This window comes from Cellulomonas sp. Leaf395 (genome assembly GCF_001424125.1).
Lineage (GTDB): Bacteria > Actinomycetota > Actinomycetes > Actinomycetales > Cellulomonadaceae > Cellulomonas.
This window is the reverse complement of record NZ_LMQI01000002.1, coordinates 127997-145823: the sequence shown is the minus strand read 5'-3', so window position 1 is coordinate 145823 and position 17827 is coordinate 127997. Positions and strand designations below refer to the sequence as shown.

Annotated in this window: 18 protein-coding genes; 10 read left to right on the top strand and 8 right to left on the bottom strand. The window is 72.4% G+C overall.

Features of this window, described 5'->3' with window-relative positions; genetic code table 11:
* Positions 1–196 precede the first annotated feature (196 nt).
* The 5 genes from ASG23_RS04955 to ASG23_RS04935 all read left to right on the top strand — a co-directional run bounded on the left by ASG23_RS04955 (position 197) and on the right by ASG23_RS04935 (position 5955).
* Positions 197–2455 (top strand): polyribonucleotide nucleotidyltransferase, encoded by a 2259-nt coding sequence (locus ASG23_RS04955; protein ID WP_056021141.1) that lies wholly within the window; start codon positions 197–199, stop codon positions 2453–2455.
* A gap of 2 nt (positions 2456–2457) precedes the next feature.
* Positions 2458–3804: a M16 family metallopeptidase gene (locus ASG23_RS04950; protein WP_082515836.1), complete on the top strand. Its 1347-nt coding sequence runs from the start codon at positions 2458–2460 to the stop codon at positions 3802–3804.
* An 83-nt stretch (positions 3805–3887) separates the two neighbouring features.
* Positions 3888–4715 (top strand): hypothetical protein, encoded by an 828-nt coding sequence (locus ASG23_RS04945; RefSeq protein ID WP_056021135.1) that lies wholly within the window; start codon positions 3888–3890, stop codon positions 4713–4715.
* 17 nt (positions 4716–4732) lie between these two features.
* Positions 4733–5488, top strand: a complete 756-nt coding sequence (gene dapB / locus ASG23_RS04940) for a 4-hydroxy-tetrahydrodipicolinate reductase (RefSeq protein ID WP_082515834.1) — start codon at positions 4733–4735, stop codon at positions 5486–5488.
* Between the two features lie 2 nt (positions 5489–5490).
* Entirely contained in the window at positions 5491–5955 is a 465-nt protein-coding gene (locus tag ASG23_RS04935; RefSeq protein ID WP_056022572.1) for a hypothetical protein, read from the top strand.
* Here ASG23_RS04935 and ASG23_RS04930 read toward each other — a convergent pair.
* From ASG23_RS04930 to ASG23_RS04910, 5 genes are all read right to left on the bottom strand, one after another.
* Positions 5952–6518, bottom strand: a complete 567-nt coding sequence (locus ASG23_RS04930; protein ID WP_056021132.1) for a GNAT family N-acetyltransferase — start codon at positions 6516–6518, stop codon at positions 5952–5954. The two genes, ASG23_RS04935 and ASG23_RS04930, sit on opposite strands and share 4 nt — an antisense overlap.
* Positions 6518–7144 (bottom strand): TIGR00645 family protein, encoded by a 627-nt coding sequence (locus tag ASG23_RS04925; RefSeq protein ID WP_200941518.1) that lies wholly within the window; start codon positions 7142–7144, stop codon positions 6518–6520. Before ASG23_RS04925 ends, ASG23_RS04930 begins: the two co-directional genes overlap by 1 nt.
* 108 nt (positions 7145–7252) lie before the next feature.
* Positions 7253–7573, bottom strand: a complete 321-nt coding sequence (locus ASG23_RS04920; protein WP_056021130.1) for an AzlD domain-containing protein — start codon at positions 7571–7573, stop codon at positions 7253–7255.
* On the bottom strand, positions 7570–8262 hold the full coding sequence (locus ASG23_RS04915) for an AzlC family ABC transporter permease (protein WP_056021127.1): 693 nt from the start codon (positions 8260–8262) through the stop codon (positions 7570–7572). The genes ASG23_RS04920 and ASG23_RS04915 overlap by 4 nt, the downstream gene beginning before the upstream one ends.
* Positions 8263–8303: 41 nt before the next feature.
* On the bottom strand, positions 8304–9776 hold the full coding sequence (locus tag ASG23_RS04910; RefSeq protein ID WP_056021124.1) for an NAD-dependent succinate-semialdehyde dehydrogenase: 1473 nt from the start codon (positions 9774–9776) through the stop codon (positions 8304–8306).
* 71 nt (positions 9777–9847) lie between these two features.
* Here ASG23_RS04910 and ASG23_RS04905 point away from each other — a divergent pair, with 71 nt between their 5' ends.
* The 4 genes from ASG23_RS04905 to ASG23_RS04890 are packed head-to-tail and all read left to right on the top strand — an operon-like array spanning position 9848 to position 13828.
* Positions 9848–10651, top strand: a complete 804-nt coding sequence (locus ASG23_RS04905; RefSeq protein ID WP_056021121.1) for a thymidylate synthase — start codon at positions 9848–9850, stop codon at positions 10649–10651.
* A complete protein-coding gene (locus tag ASG23_RS04900) occupies positions 10648–11148 on the top strand; it encodes a dihydrofolate reductase (RefSeq protein ID WP_056021120.1) in 501 nt (166 codons plus the stop codon). The genes ASG23_RS04905 and ASG23_RS04900 overlap by 4 nt, the downstream gene beginning before the upstream one ends.
* 50 nt (positions 11149–11198) lie before the next feature.
* Positions 11199–12116: a 4-hydroxy-tetrahydrodipicolinate synthase gene (dapA, locus tag ASG23_RS04895; RefSeq protein ID WP_056021117.1), complete on the top strand. Its 918-nt coding sequence runs from the start codon at positions 11199–11201 to the stop codon at positions 12114–12116.
* Between the two features lie 26 nt (positions 12117–12142).
* The gene (locus ASG23_RS04890; protein WP_056021114.1) at positions 12143–13828 is read left to right on the top strand and encodes a ribonuclease J; all 1686 of its coding nucleotides are present in this window, start codon (positions 12143–12145) and stop codon (positions 13826–13828) included.
* Positions 13829–13884: 56 nt separating this feature from the next.
* Here the strand turns inward: ASG23_RS04890 and ASG23_RS04885 are convergent, their stop codons facing one another.
* Entirely contained in the window at positions 13885–14829 is a 945-nt protein-coding gene (locus tag ASG23_RS04885; protein ID WP_082515832.1) for a DMT family transporter, read from the bottom strand.
* 62 nt (positions 14830–14891) lie between these two features.
* Entirely contained in the window at positions 14892–15842 is a 951-nt protein-coding gene (locus tag ASG23_RS04880) for a GlxA family transcriptional regulator (RefSeq protein ID WP_056021111.1), read from the bottom strand.
* 70 nt (positions 15843–15912) lie between these two features.
* On the opposite strand from ASG23_RS04880, the gene ASG23_RS04875 reads away from it, so the two are divergent.
* Entirely contained in the window at positions 15913–16671 is a 759-nt protein-coding gene (locus ASG23_RS04875; protein ID WP_056021108.1) for an MBL fold metallo-hydrolase, read from the top strand.
* Positions 16672–16681: 10 nt separating this feature from the next.
* Here ASG23_RS04875 and ASG23_RS04870 read toward each other — a convergent pair whose 3' ends face one another.
* Positions 16682–17800: a winged helix DNA-binding domain-containing protein gene (locus tag ASG23_RS04870; RefSeq protein WP_056021105.1), complete on the bottom strand. Its 1119-nt coding sequence runs from the start codon at positions 17798–17800 to the stop codon at positions 16682–16684.
* Positions 17801–17827 lie beyond the last annotated feature (27 nt).

The window sequence follows — 17827 nt, the reverse complement described above, 5'->3', positions numbered from 1 at the left end:
GTCCGGGCTGGTGCCGCGTCGGGCCCCACGGGGCCCACACCAGCACCACCTGCAATACCAGCACCACCACACCGCGTCGGTCCGCTCGGTTCGGTCCTCGGTAGTGGCTTCCGGAAGCTCCGCGAGGGGAGTCCGGTGGCCTCGATCGAAGATCGCTCGCGGACGGCCGGCGCCTTCGAGAATGAGGAGGGCACCCGTGGAGGGTCCCGAGATCCAGTTCGCCGAGGCAGTGATCGACAACGGTCGCTTCGGCACCCGCACCGTCCGCTTCGAGACCGGCCGCATCGCCAAGCAGGCCGCCGGTGCCGCCGTCGCCTACCTGGACGGTGAGACGACGCTGCTCGCCGCCACGACGGCCGGCAAGCACCCGAAGGAGCAGTTCGACTTCTTCCCGCTGACGATCGACGTCGAGGAGCGGTCGTACGCGGCCGGCAAGATCCCCGGCTCGTTCTTCCGTCGCGAGGGTCGTCCCAGCACCGAGGCCATCCTCGCGTGCCGCCTGATCGACCGCCCGCTGCGTCCCCTGTTCGTCAAGGGCCTGCGCAACGAGGTCCAGGTCGTCATCACCGTGCTGTCGATCCACCCGGACGACTCCTACGACACGCTGGCCATCAACGCGGCGTCCATCTCGACGCAGCTGTCGGGCCTGCCGTTCTCCGGCCCCGTCGCCGGTGTGCGCATCGCGCTCGTCGACAACCAGTGGGTCGCGTTCCCGCGGTACTCCGAGCGCGAGCGCGCCACGTTCGACATGGTCGTGGCAGGCCGGGTTGTCAGGAACGCTGACGGCTCTGCTGATGTGGCTATCGCCATGATCGAGGCCGAGGCGCCCGAGAAGTCCTGGAACCTCATCAAGTTCGAGGGTGGCACCGCCCCCACGGAGGAGATCGTGTCCCAGGGCATCGAGGCGGCCAAGCCGTTCATCAAGGTGCTCGTCCAGGCCCAGCAGGAGCTGGCGTCGAAGGCCGCCAAGGAGACCCAGGTCTTCCCGACGTTCCCCGACTACCAGGACGACGCGTACGCGGCCGTCGAGGGTGCCTCGACGCAGTCGCTGAGCGACGCGCTGAGCATCGCGGACAAGCAATCCCGCGAGAACCGCCTCGACGAGATCAAGGCCGAGGTCGTCGAGCAGCTCGCCGCGCAGTTCGAGGGTCGCGAGAAGGAGCTCTCCGCCGCGTACCGCTCGGTGCAGAAGAAGCTCATCCGCCAGCGCATCCTCACGGACGGCTTCCGCATCGACGGCCGTGGTCTGCGGGACATCCGCACCCTCTCGGCCGAGGTCGAGGTCCTGCCCCGCGTGCACGGCTCGGCGATCTTCGAGCGCGGCGAGACCCAGATCCTGGGTGTCACCACGCTGAACATGCTGCGCATGGAGCAGCAGCTCGACACGCTCTCCCCGGAGACGCGCAAGAGGTACATGCACAACTACAACTTCCCGCCGTACTCCACGGGCGAGACGGGTCGCGTCGGTTCCCCGAAGCGTCGCGAGATCGGCCACGGGGCGCTCGCCGAGCGCGCGCTCATGCCGGTGCTCCCGAGCCGCGAGGAGTTCCCGTACGCCATCCGGCAGGTCTCCGAGGCGCTGAGCTCCAACGGCTCGACGTCCATGGGCTCGGTCTGCGCGTCCACCCTGTCGCTGCTCAACGCCGGTGTGCCGCTGCGTGCGCCGGTCGCCGGCATCGCGATGGGCCTCGTGTCCGACACGGTGAACGGCGAGACGCGCTACGCCGCACTCACGGACATCCTGGGCGCCGAGGACGCGTTCGGTGACATGGACTTCAAGGTCGCCGGTACCCGCGAGTTCGTCACGGCCATCCAGCTCGACACCAAGCTCGAGGGCATCCCCGCCTCGGTGCTCAGTGGCGCGCTCACGCAGGCCAAGGAGGCTCGCCTGGCGATCCTCGACGTCATCGCCGAGGCGATCGACGTGCCCGACGAGATGAGCCCGTTCGCTCCTCGCGTCATCTCCGTGAAGGTTCCCGTCGACAAGATCGGCGAGGTCATCGGGCCGAAGGGCAAGATGATCAACCAGATCCAGGAGGAGACCGGCGCCGACATCTCGATCGAGGACGACGGCACGGTCTACATCGGCGCCACCGACGGTCCGTCGGCGGAGGCCGCGCGGGCGGCGATCAACGCGATCGCCAACCCGCACATGCCCGAGATCGGGGAGCGCTTCGTCGGCACGGTCGTCAAGACCACGACGTTCGGCGCGTTCATCTCCCTGTCGCCGGGCAAGGACGGTCTGCTGCACATCTCGCAGATCCGCAAGCTCGTCGGTGGTCGCCGCGTCGAGAACGTCGAGGACGTCCTGGCCGTGGGCCAGAAGGTCCAGGTCGAGATCGGCGAGATCGACCCGCGCGGGAAGCTGTCGCTGCACGCAGTGATCGAGGAGGGCAGCGACGGCGACGCTGCTGCTTCCTCGGTCGAGGGCTCGGCCGAGTCGGTCGACGCCTGACGATGCCTCTGGACCTCCCGCTCGTCCGCCCGGGTCAGCCCGGGGCCGAGCAGTCCGTCGGGCAGGACGGCGACGCCATCGTGCGTCGTTCCGTCCTGCCCGGCGGGGTCCGGGTGCTCACGGAGCACATGCCGGGCCTGCGCTCGGCCACCGTGGGCGCGTGGGTGGGTGTCGGCTCGCGTGACGAGTCCGACGGCCACCACGGCTCGACGCACTTCCTCGAGCACCTGCTGTTCAAGGGCACCGCACGACGCACCGCGATGGACATCGCGGAGGCGTTCGACGCCGTCGGTGGCGAGGCGAACGCCGCCACCGGCAAGGAGCACACCTGCTACTACGCACGGGTGCTCGACACGGACCTCCCGATGGCGGTCGACGTCATCGCGGACATGGTCACGTCCGCGCGCCTAGACACCGACGAGCTCGAGACCGAGCGCGGGGTGATCCTCGAAGAGCTCGCGATGAACGACGACGACCCGAGCGACGTCGTCCACGAGCAGTTCGCCGCGGCGGTGCTGGGCGCCCACGCGCTCGGCCGACCGATCGGTGGCACCCCTGACACCATCCGCGCGGTCCCGCGCGACGCGGTCTGGGAGCACTACCGCGAGCACTACCGCCCGTCGACGCTCGTCGTCACCGCCGCCGGTGGCGTCGACCACGACGTGCTGTGCGCCCAGGTCAGCGAGGCGCTCACCACCGGTGGCTGGCCGCTCGACGCCGGTGCCGAGCCGCGCAGCCGCCGCATCCCGACCGACGTCGCGGTGCAGGCCGGGCAGGGCGGGATCCCCGCCGAGGGGGTCGAGCTGACGATCCGTCGGCACACCGAGCAGGCGAACGTCATCATCGGCGGCACCTCGCTGACCGCGACGGACCCGAAGCGGTTCACGCTCTCGGTCCTGAACGCGGTGCTCGGCGGAGGCATGTCGTCGCGACTGTTCCAGGAGATCCGCGAGCGCCGTGGCCTGGCCTACTCCACGTACTCGTTCGCGTCCGGGCACGCCGACACCGGCATCTTCGGCCTCTACGCGGGCTGCACTCCGGGCAAGGTCGACGAGGTCGTCGCCCTGATGGTGACCGAGTGGGAGCGCATGGCCGACGCGCCGATCACGCAGGCCGAGCTCGAGCGGTCGATGGGGCAGCTGGCCGGCGGCCTGGTGCTCGGCATGGAGGACTCCGGCTCGCGCATGAGCAGGCTCGGCAAGTCCGAGCTGGTGCACGGGTCTCTGCTGAGCATCGACGAGTCGCTCGACCTGATCCGCGCCGTCACCGTGCAGGACGTGCAGGACCTGGCAGCCGAGCTGGCGTCACGTCCGCGCTCGGTCGTCCGCGTCGGCCCCTTCGGAGACTGAGGCCACCTTTCCTCGTGGGGGCGGTCGTCGGCCACGGCGACCGGAGGCGGCCCGTTCTTGACGCGGCGCGCGATGATGGGTCCATGGCCCGCGACCAGGTCGTCTACCGCCGTTACGCGCCCCCGCCCGGCGGGCACGGGATCGTCGAGCACCTCTGGGTGGTCACCGTGCCGGACGGTGCCGCGGAGCGTGAGGTCCTGCTGCCCGACGGGCACGGGCTGGTGACCGTGGCTGTCGGCACGACCGGTGTGCACATCGATCCACTGACCCTCGAGCGCACGCCCGACGGCAGCGGCGTCCGCGGGCTCGCCGACCGGGCGTTCGTCCGTGAGCAGCACGGACCGTCCGTCCGTCTCGGTGCCCAGCTCGACCCGGTGGCGCTCGCGCGTATGGGCGTCCGCTCACCCGCACACGCGTCCGTCGCGGTGTCCGCGGTGCTCGGTGCCGGGGTGGAGGAGGAGTGCGCGACCGCGCTGGGCCAGGGGCGGGACGCGGACGCGGCCTGGGCCCTCGGCACGGCAGTGGCGGCCCACGCGCTGCCTGCGCCGGTCGGATCCCCGCTCGAGGCGCTCACCCCGGTGCTGCGCAGCGTCGTCGAGCAGCGCGGCCTGGTGCGGGCGTCGGACCTCGCCCGGCACGCCGACCTGGCGATCGGTGTCCTGCACCGGGAAGTCGTCGAGACGCTCGGGATCACCCCCGAGGCGTTCCTGGCCGCCGTGCGGTTCTCGGCCTTCGTCCGGGACGCGGTCGGTCCCGGTCCCGTGCGGCCCCAGGACGCGCTCGCGGTCCTGCAGTGGTACCTGCGGGCGGGCTACCCGCCCCGGGAGGTGGAGCGGTTCACCGGACTCAGCCACGTGGAGCTGCGCCGGCTGGAGGAAGGGATCGCGGCGGCACTCGGCGTCGCCGCCTGACGTTAGGGTTTCTCCTCGTGAGCGAGCGCATCAGGGTGGCCGTGCTGGGTGCGGCGGGACGCATGGGACAGACGGTCGTGCGGGCCGTACAGGATGCTCCCGACCTGGAGCTGGTCGCCGCGCTCGACGCCGACGCGGACCTGTCGGCGGTCGTCGGCGCCGGTGCGCAGGTCGCGGTCGACTTCACCGTCCCGTCGGCCACCGAGGGGAACGTGCACGCGCTCGTCGACGCCGGGGTCCACCTGGTCGTCGGTACCACCGGCTGGGACGACGACTCCCTGGCCCGCGTGCGGGACCACCTCGCCGACCGGCCCGGCGTCGGCGTCCTGGTCGCCCCGAACTTCGCGCTCGGCGCCGTGCTGGCCATGGCGTTCGCGGCGCGGGCGGCACGCTGGTTCGAGTCCGTCGAGGTGATCGAGCTGCACCACCCCGACAAGGTCGACGCGCCGTCGGGGACCGCTCGGCACACTGCCGCGGCGATCGCCGCAGCGCGCGCAGCCGCCGCGATGGGTCCCGTGCCGGACGCGACCACGCAGGCCCTCGACGGGGCTCGCGGAGCCGACGTCGACGGTGTGCGGGTGCACTCGGTGCGGCTGCGCGGGCTCGTGGCGCACGAGGAGATCCTGCTGGGCAACGCCGGCGAGCAGCTGACCATCCGGCACGACTCGTTCGACCGGGTCAGCTTCATGCCCGGTGTCCTGCTGGCCGTGCGTCAGGTGGGCTCGCGGCCCGGGCTGACCGTCGGGCTCGAGCCGCTGCTCGACCTGGCGTGACCGTGGCCGCCCGCTCGAGCCGCCTGCGCTGGACCTCCGTCGCCGCTGCTGTGGCTCTCACCGGGCTGCTCGGCCTGTACCTGTGGCTCGTCGCGACGCGCGCAACCGCCCTCATCCGCACCGGCGAGCCCGTCGGGATCGGGCTGGGGATCGCGTTCTGGATCCTGCCGCTGCTCGTGATCTGGCTGGTCGCGCGCGAGTGGCGGCTGGCGATCGACGTGCAGCGGATGGCCGACGAGCTGGCCGGCGCCGACGAGCTCCCGGTCGACGACCTGCCCCGGTCGCCCGGCGGGCGCATCGACCGAGCCGCTGCCCGGGAGGCCTTCGAGCCGGCGCGCGAGCGGGCCGAGGCGCAGCCCGACGACTGGCGCTCCTGGTACCACCTCGCGTTCGCGTACGACGCGGCGGGGGACCGGCGGCGCGCCCGCGAGTCGCTGCGGACGGCCAGCCGGCTGCATCGCGCCTAGATCGAGGCGGACCAGCGGTGCTCGGTGACGGTGCGCGTCGACCCGTCGGGCATCCGACCGGAGACCAGCTCGCGGACCACGTCGTCGGGACCGAGGCCGGCTGACGACAGGAACTGCGCGCGGGCGTCGTCGCCGTCGAGCACCCAGGTGTGCACCTGGTCGGCGCCGTCCTCGCGGAGCGTGTCGACGGCCGCCGCGAGCAGGCGCGAACCGTGGCCCACGCGCTGGTGCGCGGGCTCGACCTCGAGCGCGAGGATCGCCCCGCCCGGGGCGTCGAACGGTCGGTCCTCCGACGTCGGGACCGGGGCGACCGACACCACACCGACGACCGTCGGACCGTCGCAGGCGACCAGGACGCGGTAGCCCGCTCCGGGCGGGGAGGAGACTGCCGACGCCCACTGCGCCTCGATCGCCGCGGCGTCGAGCATGTCCAGTGCGCCTTGCCCCAGGACGGCGGCGTGGGACAGCCGCCACGCCTCGACCTGGATGCGGGCGATCGCGTGCTCGTCGCCGCGGACCGCGGGGCGGACCGAGACGTCGGCGGTGTCGGTGAACAGGGGCATCAGAGGACGCCCACCGGCTCGCGCCGGTCGTCCGGGGACTTCGGCGGGTTCGCGACAGGCCCGCGAGGCTCGTCGAGCGCGGGCACCGGCTTGGGCGGGTGCTTGGCCGACATCTTGTCGATCCAGGCCAGGGCGACGGCGGAGAGGATGAAGGCGAGGTGGATCGCGGTCTGCCAGAGCAGGACGGCGTTGCCGTGCGGCTCCTCCAGGATCGACTCGGCGCGGATGAAGCTGGCGAGCAGGTGGATCGAGGAGATGCCGATGATCGACATCGCCAGCTTGGTCTTGAGCACGTTGGCGTTCACGTGCGACAGCCACTCCGGCTGGTCCGGGTGGTCGTCCAGCCTGATTCGGGAGACGAAGGTCTCGTAGCCGCCGATGATCACCATGATCAGCAGGTTCGCGATCATGACGACGTCGACCAGGCCGAGGACCGCGAGCATGATCGCCGCCTCGTCCATGCCACCGTGGAAGAAGACCTCGGAGAAGATGTGGCCGAGCTCGACCATGAACTGCCAGACGTAGATCGCCTGGGCGACGATCAGCCCGAGGTAGAGCGGCACCTGCAGCCAGCGCGACAGGAAGATGATCGAGCCGAGCGAGCTGCGTGGGGCGGGAGTGGCCACGGGGTCCTCCGGGAAGTTTCGGTGCGGGCGCGTGTGCAGCGCTTCGCCGGTGTGTGCGAGGCGTTCGGACACCCCAACGGCCGGCGGCCGCCGATGGTGCCCATGGTCTCAGGGCATGCCGAGTGCGCGAAGCACGGCCGCGGTGACGGCGGCGAGCAGGACGACGACGATGAACGGTGCGCGCAGGGCCAGCCCGATCGCGGCGACGACCAGCGCGGGCAGCCGGGCGTCGAGGACGAGCTCGTTCCCACGGGTGGCGGTCTGCACGGCGACCAGCGCGGACAGCAGCGCGACCGTCACGAGGGCGGCGGTCCGGGCGACGCGCGGCTCGGCGAGCCAGTGCTTGGGCACCAGGTGGCCGGCGAGCTTCAGCGCGAAGACTACGGCGCTGGCCACGAGCAGCGCGATCCAGGTGGCGACCGTGCTCATGCGACCTTCTCCGGCTCGCGGGCGACGAGCCCCGCGACGATCGCGACGAGGGCAGCCAGCAGCACCGGGATCCCCGTGGGCACCACGGGAGTGAGGGCGAGCGCGACGACGACCGCGCCGGCCGCCACCGTCTGCGCGAGGCGCGAGCCCGGGCCGGTGATCCGCGGCCAGACCAGAGCGAGGAACGCAGCGGCCGCGGCGGCGTCGAGGCCGTACCTCGCCGGGTCGCCCATCCGGTCTCCCGCGACGGCTCCGACCAGCGTGAAGACGTTCCACAGCACGAACACGCCGACCCCGGTCCACCAGAAGCCGAGCTGTGCGGCGTGGGGCGCCTTGTGCGCGGTCGCGACGGCGGTCGACTCGTCGATGGTCACGTGCGCGGCCAACGGCCGGCGCCAGCCGCGGGAGTCGATGAGCGGCGCGACCTGTGGCCCGTAGAGCCCGTTGCGTACACCGAGCAGTCCGGCGGTCGGGATGGCCGCGCCGGCGAGCCCGCCTGCACCGACGACGCCGATGAACGCGAACTGCGAGCCGCCCGAGAACATCAGGAGACTGAGCGCCATCGCCTGTGGCACGGAGAGCCCGGCCGCGACGGCGAGCGCTCCGAACGAGACGCCGTACAGTCCGGTGGCCAGCGAGACCGAGACGGCCTGTCGGATGGCGGCCCGTCCCTCGTCGTCCTGCGTCACGCGGGCAACTGTGACACAGGGTGCACCCGTCAGCCGGCAGCTCAGATCGCGACGTACACGCTGTCGAGATACTCCTCGATGCCGGCCTCGCCACCCTCGCGGCCGAGGCCCGAGGACTTCACACCGCCGAACGGAGCGCTCGCGTCCGACACGAGGCCGCGGTTCACGCCGAGCATCCCGGTCTCGACCGACTCCGCGAGCCGCATGACCCGGGCGATGTCCCGTGTGTACGCGTAGGCGACCAACCCGAACGGGGTCGAGTTCGCGAGCGCGACCCCCTCGTCCTCCGATCCGAACGTCACCACGGGGGCGACGGGGCCGAACGTCTCCTCGGTGACCACGCGCAGGTCCGCGGACACCTGGTCGAGGACCGTCGGCGCGTAGAAGTAGCCCGGGCGGCGAGGCCGGTCGCCGCCGATGCGGACGCGCGCACCGGCGTCGACCGCCTCCGCGACGACCTCCTCGACCCGCTCGACGGCCGAGGACTCGATGAGCGGGCCGACCGTGGTGCCGTCGTCGGCGCCGTGCCCGACGACCAGCCTGTCGAACGCCTCGGTGAGCCCGGCGGTGAACTCCTCGGCGACCGACGCGTGCACGAGGAACCTGTTGGCGGCGACGCACGTCTGGCCCGCGTTGCGCATCTTGGCCTGCACGGCGCCCTGCACGGCGGCGGGGATGTCGGCGTCCTCGAACACGAGGAAGGGTGCGTTGCCACCCAGCTCCATCGAGGTGCGCAGGACGTTGTCCGCCGACGCCTTGAGCAGCGCGGCGCCCACCTCGGTGGAGCCGGTGAACGACAGCTTGCGCAGCCGCGGGTCCGCCAGCAGAGGACCCGAGATGGTGCGCGCCGACGTCGACGGCACAACGTTGATGACGCCCGTCGGCAGGCCGCGGCCCTCCAGCTCCTCGCGGATGATCTCCGCGACGTACGCGGTGGTCAGCGGGGTGAGCTGGGCCGGCTTGATGACGACGGTGCACCCGGCAGCCAGCGCCGGGGCGACCTTGCGGGCGATCATCGCGATCGGGAAGTTCCACGGCGTGATGAGCAGGGCGGGACCGACCGCGCGGCGCAGGACGAGCTGGTGGTTCGCACCCGACGGGGCTCGGCGGGCCAGACCCTCGAATCGGACGGCCTGCTCGGAGTACCACCGGACGTAGTCCGCTCCGTAGGCGACCTCGGCGCGGGACTCGGCCAGCGGCTTGCCGCCCTCCGCCGTGACGAGCGCGGCGATGTCCTCCGTGCGCGCGGTGATCGTCTCGAAGACCGCCCGCAGCAGCTCGGCGCGCACGCGCGGGGCCGTCGCCCGCCACTGCGGGAAGGCGCCGTGGGCCGCGGTCAGGGCGTCGAGCGCGTCCTGCTCGCCACCGTCGGCCACGTCGAAGAGCGTCTCGGTGGTCGCGGGATCGGCGACCTCGAACGTGCGACCGCTGCTCGCGGGGCGCCACGCCCCGTCGATCAGGACCCCGGTGGGCACGTGAGCGGCGACGGTGGGAGGCAGGGACGACGGCGTCACACTGTCGAGTATGTCGCCCGCGGCGCGTCGGCGCGACGAGCGGCGGACGACCGGCACCTACGATTGCGCGCATGACCGAGACGCCCACGCCGTACGAGGACCTCCTCCGGCTCGTCCTCGAGACCGGCACCCCGAAGGCCGACCGCACGGGCACCGGGACGCGCAGCGTCTTCGGCCACCAGATGCGCTTCGACCTGTCGGCGGGCTTCCCGCTGGTCACGACGAAGCGCGTCCACCTGCGCTCGATCGTCCACGAGCTGCTGTGGTTCCTGCGGGGCGAGTCGAACGTCGCCTACCTGCACGAGAACAACGTGACCATCTGGGACGAGTGGGCGTCGCCCGACGGCGAGCTCGGCCCGGTGTACGGCGTGCAATGGCGCAGCTGGCCGACGCCCGACGGCGGTCACGTCGACCAGATCACCGAGCTGCTGGCCAACCTGCGTCGCGACCCGGACTCCCGCCGGCACATCGTCTCCGCGTGGAACGTGGCAGACATCCCCTCGATGGCGCTCGCGCCGTGCCACGCGTTCTTCCAGTTCTACGTCGCCGACGGCAAGCTCTCCTGCCAGCTCTACCAGCGGTCCGCGGACCTCTTCCTCGGGGTGCCGTTCAACATCGCCTCGTACGCGCTGCTCACGCACATGGTCGCCCAGCAGGTCGACCTGGAGGTCGGCGACTTCGTGTGGACCGGCGGGGACTGCCACATCTACGACAACCACGTCGACCAGGTCCGCGAGCAGCTGAGCCGGACGCCGTACCCCGCACCGACGCTCGAGCTGCGCAAGGCCGGCTCGCTGTTCGACTACACGTTCGACGACGTCCAGGTGGTCGGCTACCAGTACCACCCGGCCATCAAGGCCCCGGTGGCCGTGTGAGCCTGGCACTCGTCTGGGGCCAGACGCCCACGGGGATCATCGGGCGCGACGGCACGCTGCCGTGGCACATCCCGGAGGACATGGCGCACTTCCGCGAGCTCACGCGCGGCCACCCCGTGATCATGGGGCGCGCCACGTGGGCGTCGCTGCCGGCGAGGTTCCGGCCGCTGCCCGGGCGCGACAACATCGTTCTCACGCGGACGCCCGGCTTCGAGGCCGCGGGAGCGCTCGTCGCGCACGGGGTCGACGAGGCGCTCCGGCTGGTCGGGGACCGCGACGCGTGGATCATCGGCGGGGGAGAGGTGTACCGGACCTTCCTCCCGCTCGCGCAGCGCGTCGAGGTCACCGTCGTGTCGCTCGATGTCGGCGGAGACACCCGTGCCCCCGCGCTCGACAGCGGCTCCTGGCGGCGTACCGGCGCCGATCCCGACCACGGCTGGCACGTCTCGGCCGCCGGCGGCACGAGGTACCGGTTCGAGACGTACCTGCGCGCCTGAGTCGCGGAACCCCACCACGACGGGCGCGCGCGGGGCGGTACCGTGGCCCCATGCCTCGCACCTCCACGCCCACCCGCCCGTTCGGGTCCGTGCTCACCGCGATGGTCACGCCGATGACGGCGGACGGCGCGGTCGACCTCGCCGGGGCCGTGCACCTGGCGACGCACCTCGTGGAGCACGGTCACGACGGGCTGGTGCTCAACGGCACCACCGGCGAGGCGTCGACGACGCACGCCCCCGAGAAGGCCGAGCTGGTGCAAGCGGTGGTCGAGGCGGTGGGTGAGCGCGCCTGGGTGGTCGCCGGCGCCGGGTCGAACGACACCGCGCACGCGGTGCGCATGGCCGAGCAGGCGGCTGACGCCGGCGCGCACGGCCTGCTCGTGGTCAGCCCCTACTACTCGCGCCCCTCGCAGGAGGGTGTCCGCCGGCACGTCGAGGCCGTCGTGGACGCCACCGACCTTCCGGTCATGCTCTACGACGTCCCCGGCCGCACAGGAGTGCGGTTCGCACCCGAGACCATCGCGGCGCTCGCGGGCCACGACCGCGTCGTCGCCATGAAGGACGCCGGCGGTGACGCGTACGCGGCGGCCAAGTCGATCGCCGAGACCGGTCTGGCCTGGTATTCCGGAGACGACAGCGCTCTGCTGACCCTGCTGGCGCACGGTGCCGTGGGCGTCGTCAGCGTCTCGGGCCACGTCGTGGGCCGGGAGCTGGCGCAGGTCATCGCCGCGTTCGACGCGGGCGACCACACGGCCGCCCTCCAGACCTTCCGATCGATCATCCCCGCGATCGACGCACTCAACGGTGCCGGCTTCCAGGCCGTCGCCGCGAAGGCCGCGCTCCAGGTGCTGGGCATCCTGCCCGAGCGCTCGGTGCGCCTCCCGCTCGTCCCCGCGACCGACGACGAGCTCGCGCTGATCCGCGACGGCCTGCGGGCCGCCGGGCTGCTCGATGTCGTCGTCGGCTGATCGCATCTGATCCCACCAGGAGCCCCATGAGTCACCCGCACCCCGAGCTCACCCTGCCACCGGCACTGCCGGCCGGCGCCCTGCGCATCGTCGCACTGGGTGGTCTCGGAGAGGTCGGCCGCAACATGGCCGTCCTCGAGCACGCCGGACGTCTGCTCGTCATCGACTGCGGCGTCCTGTTCCCCGAGGACCACCAGCCCGGCGTCGACCTGATCCTGCCCGACTTCGAGTACATCAAGGATCGCCTCGACGACATCGAGGCGATCATCCTCACGCACGGCCACGAGGACCACATCGGCGCGGTGCCGTACCTGCTCCGCCTGCGTCGGAACATCCCGCTGGTCGGTTCCAAGCTCACGCTCGCGTTCATCGAGGCGAAGCTCAAGGAGCACCGCATCCAGCCCGTGACGCGCGAGGTGCGCGAGGGGCAGACCGCGACGTTCGGCGGGTTCGAGTGCGAGTTCGTCGCCGTGAACCACTCCATCCCCGACGCGCTGGCCGTCGCCGTGCACACCGCCGCCGGAACGGTGCTGCACACCGGCGACTTCAAGATGGACCAGCTGCCGCTCGACGGCCGGATCACCGACCTGCGCGCGTTCGCGCGGCTCGGCGAGCGCGGCGTGGACCTGTTCATGGTCGACTCCACCAACGCCGAGGTGCCCGGGTTCGTCGCGCAGGAGCGCGGGATCGGCCCCGTCCTGGACCAGGTCTTCGCCGACTCGACCAAGCGGATCATCGTCGCGTCGTTCGCCTCGCACGTGCACCGCGTGCAGCAGGTGCTCGACGCCGCGTACGCGCACGACCGCAAGGTCGCGCTCGTCGGGCGGTCGATGGTCCGCAACATGGGCATCGCCTCGGACCTCGGCTACCTCAAGGTGCCCGAGGGCGTGCTGGTCGACCTCAAGCAGGTGGACTCGCTGCGCGACGACGAGATCGTCCTGATGTGCACCGGCTCGCAGGGCGAGCCGATGGCTGCGCTGTCCCGGATCGCGAACAACGACCACAAGGTCTCGGTAGGCCCCGGCGACACCGTGATCATGGCGTCGTCGCTGATCCCCGGGAACGAGAACGCCGTCTTCCGCGTGATCAACGGGCTGACCCGGCTCGGCGCCCGCGTCGTGCACTCCGGCAACGCCAAGGTGCACGTCTCCGGGCACGCCAGCGCCGGCGAGCTCCTGTACTGCTACAACATCCTCAAGCCCCGCAACGTCATGCCCGTGCACGGCGAGATCCGGCACCTCGTGGCCAACGCCGCGCTCGCGGTGCAGACCGGGATCCCCGCCGACCGCGTGGTTCTCGCCGAGGACGGCGTGGTGGTCGACCTGATCGACGGCCGTGCGCGGATCGTCGGTGCCGTGCCGTGCGGGTACGTGTACGTCGACGGCTCCAGCGTCGGGGAGATCACCGAGGTCGAGCTCAAAGACCGCCGGATCCTGGGCGACGAGGGCTTCATCTCGATCTTCGCCGTGGTCAGCTCGGCCGACGGCAAGGTGCTCGCCGGGCCGCAGATCCACGCCCGCGGGTTCGCCGAGCAGGACGCCGTGTTCGACGACATCCTCCCGGAGCTCACCGCCGCGCTGGAGGAGTCGGCCCGCAACGGAAACTCCGACGCGCACGTGCTCCAGCAGGTGATGCGCCGGGTCGTGGGCCGCTGGGTGTCCAACCGCCTGCGTCGCCGGCCGATGATCATCCCGGTGGTCGTGGAGGCCTGACCGCCGCTCGATCCGCACGGCCCCCGTCCTGTCCGCAGGCCGGGGGCCGTCGTTCGTCAGGTGGGCGTGACCCGAACCTCGTCGCCGGCCGCGACGTCCTCGACGGTCTGCGGCGCATGGTCGGCGTCCTGCCCGGCATCGTCGGCGTCGCGCGGGCGCCGCGAGGCCGCGGCCGAGCCCACCAGGATCAGGGCCGTCGCCGCGAGCACCGTGATCGTGATCGTCTCGTCGAGGACCAGGGCGCCGAGCGCCACCGCGACGACCGGGTTGAGGTAGGCGACGAGCGTGGACCGGGCGGCGCCGACCTCGACGATCAGCCGGAAGAACAGCACGAACGCCAGCGCGGTGCAGAGCGCGCCGAGACCGGCGAGGGCCAAGACCGCGTCCACCGGCGGCCAGGCGTGCGGGCCGGTCACGAGAACGACGGGTGCGTACACGAGCGCGGTGATGCCGAGGCAGGTGGCCGTGAGCGGGATCGCGGGGACGTCACGCAGCGCCCGGTCCGCGATGATCGGTGCGGCCGCGTACCCGAGGGCCGCCAGCAGCACCTGGGCGACGGCCCACGGGTCACCGCCGGCCGCGCCGGGCCCGAGGAGCAGCGCCACCCCGCCGAGGCCCACGAGCAGGCCGACCCAGCGCACGAGCGCCACGGGACGGCGGTCGCCCACCAGCCGTCCGAGGATCACGGCGGCGATCGGCACGGTCGCCACGAGCAGGCCCGTGGTCGAGCTGGACAGCGTCCGCTCGGCGTTCGACAGCAGGATCCACGGCAGCACGATCTCGAGCACCGCGAAGGCGAGGACCGCCGGCCAGTGGCCGCGCAGCACCCGCAGACCGCCGCCGCGCAGCGCGAACGGCAGGAGGAGCAAGGCGCCGAGCGCGGTGCGGACGAACACGACCATGACGGGCGTGACGTCGGTGACCGCGATCTTGATGAGCAGGTACGGGACGCCCCAGATGATGCCGACGGCGACCAGGAGGATCCATCCGCGGCGGCTCACGTGGGCACCGCGCAAGAACGGGAGTGCATGGAAGCCACCGTAGGACCGACCACCGACATGATTCACGGGGACGTGCGGAACGTCGCCCGGTGCTGGCGCGGGCTGGTCCGGAACTCGCGTGCGAAGTGCTGGCGCAGTGCCGCCGACGAACCGAAGCCGGCCGACGCAGCCACCTGTTCGACGGGGGCGTCCGTCGACTCCAGCAGCACACGGGCACGCACCAGGCGCTGGCGCAGGAGCCACTGCGACGGGCTCGCGCCGGTGCGAGCACGGAACTGGCGGGTGAACGTCCGCCGCGACAGGTGCACGCTGCACGCCCAGGTGTCCAGGTCGAGCGGCGTGTCGAGCCGGGCGGCCGCCCACCCCATCGCGACCTCGACCGGGTCCGCGGACGGCGTGGGGGACACCGGTGCGGGGATGTACTGCGCCTGGCTGCCGTCCCGGTGGGGTGCGAGCACGAGCGCTCGGGCCACGTCGGCGGCGAACGCGGCCCCGTGGTCGGTGCGCACCACGTGCAGGCAGCAGTCGAGGGCGGCCGCGACCCCGGCCGAGGTGACGACGTCGCCGAGGTCGCACCACAGCACGTCGGACCGCACCGTCGCCGACGGGTGGCGGCGGGCGAGCTCCGGCGCCGTCGACCAGTGCGTCGCCACCTCGCGGCCGTCGACGAGCCCGGCTGCGGCGATCACGAACGAGCCGACGCAGAGGCCGACGATCCGGGCGCCACGCTCGTGCGCGGTACGGACCGCGGTGAGCAGGGCCTCGGACGGGTCGCGATCGACGTGCCAGCTGGGGATCACCACGGTCTGCGCGTCGCCGAGCGCGTCGAGCCCTCGGGCGACGAGCAGGTCGTAGCCGGCATCCGTGGGCAGGGCGCCGGGCTCCTCGGCGCAGACGGTGACGCGGTAGCGCGGGGTCGGTGCGCTGCTGGAGCGCGCCATGAAGACCGTGGACGGCACGGCGAGGTGGAACGGGCTGATCCCCGGGAACGCGACGACGGCGACCTCATGCATGGCCCGATCCTAGCGAACGGTGCCCCACGGGCCACTGGTTCACCTCGGCGTCCCTGACCACGCTGGGTGCATGACCTCCTCGATCACCGCGACGTTCGTCGGCGGACCGACGCTGCACCTGCGCTACGCCGGCCAGGCGTTCCTCACGGATCCCACGTTCGACCCGCCGGGGGAGGAGTACCCCGTCACCGGCGGCACCCTCCGCAAGCTCGTCGGGCCCGCGGTGCCGCTCGCCGAGCTGGGCGAGGTCGACGTCGTGCTGCTCTCGCACGACCAGCACGCGGACAACCTCGACCACGCCGGCCAGGCGCTGCTGGCGTCCGTCCCGACGGTCCTGTCGACGCCGGACGCCGCGGCTCGGATCCCGGGTGTGCGAGGCCTCGTCCCGTGGGAGGACGCGACCGTCGGTGCCATCACGGTGACGGCCGTCCCGGCGCGGCACGGTCCGGAGGGCTCCGAGCCGTTCACCGGTGCGGTGACCGGGTTCGTCCTGCGGTCCGACGGGTGGCCGACGGTCTACGTGTCCGGGGACAACGCGTCGCTCGACGTGGTCGACGCGATCGCCCGACGCGTCCCGGGCATCGCGCTCGCCGTGCTGTTCGTGGGTGGCGCCAACGCCAGCCGGTTCGGCACCGAGCCGCTCACGCTCGACGCGATGCGAGCCGGTGCGGCGGCGGACCTGCTGCCGGACGCCCGGATCCTGCCGGTGCACCACACCGACTGGGCGCACTTCGTGGACCCGCTCACCGCCGTCGAGGAGCGCTTCGACGCGACCGGCCGGCGGGACCGGCTGGTCGTGCTCGAGCGTGGCCGTCCGACGGACGTCTGACCGGGAGCTGTCAGGCCGGCGCCACGCCACGGAACTGCGCCAGGCGCTCGTGCTCGACCTCGACCGCGGCCTTCGTGCGCGTGGACCACGGCACCCACTCGTCGAGCTCGATCGCGAGCTGCTTGCCCTTCGCGCGCGGTCGCCACGTGCCGACGATCTCCCCGTCGGCGAGCACAGCACCGGGCCGGCCGATGGTGGGCCAGAGCGGCTTGTGGTGGGCCTTCTCGGGGACCAGGAGATCGCGGTCGCGGCCCTGCAGGAACAGGTCGTAGGGGCCGAGCAGCCGCACGAGCGGCTCGTACGGCGGGTCCTGCAGCGCCGCGAGGTCCTCGTCGAGCACGTACGCAGGACTCCCGTCCACGTCGACCTCGACCGCGTCCTGCGGCCACCGGGCCTGCACCTCCCGGACCGGGGAGTCGAGGTACTCCGCCGCCTGCTTGACGGTCGACGGACCGAGCAGGTGCAGGAGTCCGCGCAGCAGGTCCAGCGGTCCGTCGTCAGCGTCGTCCGACCGCTCGAGGTTCCCCACCTGGCTCGCGGGCCAGCGCGGGATCCGGCGGACCACCGGCGGAGAGGTGTACGGCTCCAGCTCGAGCCCCGCGTGCAGCGTGGCGAGCCGGAACGGCATCTCGTACATGTGGGTGGCCTTGCAGCCCGGGCACCAGCGCAGGTAGGGCTCGATCATCTCTGCCGTCATCCGGGTCGAGAGCTCGCCCTTCACGATCGGCTTCTCGACGACGTCGCGCATCGTCCGTGACACCACGGCGAGCGCCTCCAGGACGGGGATGCCGGCCTGCGCCAGAGGAGCCGACGCGTTGATGACCCGCTTGGCGGCGTCGGCCTCGGAGTAGGGGCGCAGCGCCTTCTCGACAGCCGGTAGGTCGGACCGCCGGTAGGCGTGCGGTGAGGCGCGCACGGTCCACGCCAGCGCCAGCTCGCGCGGCCAGTCGTGCGCCGTCACGGGAACTCCGCGCAGCGCGAGGGCCCAGAGCGCCCCGTCGGGCCCGGTGTCCTGCACTCCGAGATCGAGGATCGCGGCGGCGTCGGGCCGGCGGTCCTTCCTGGTCGCCCGGTCGAGCTGCTGTGCGTGGACGCGATAGCGGAGCACCTGCGTGCGGGTCACAGCCATGCCTCCACCGTGGCACGGACGTCCGAC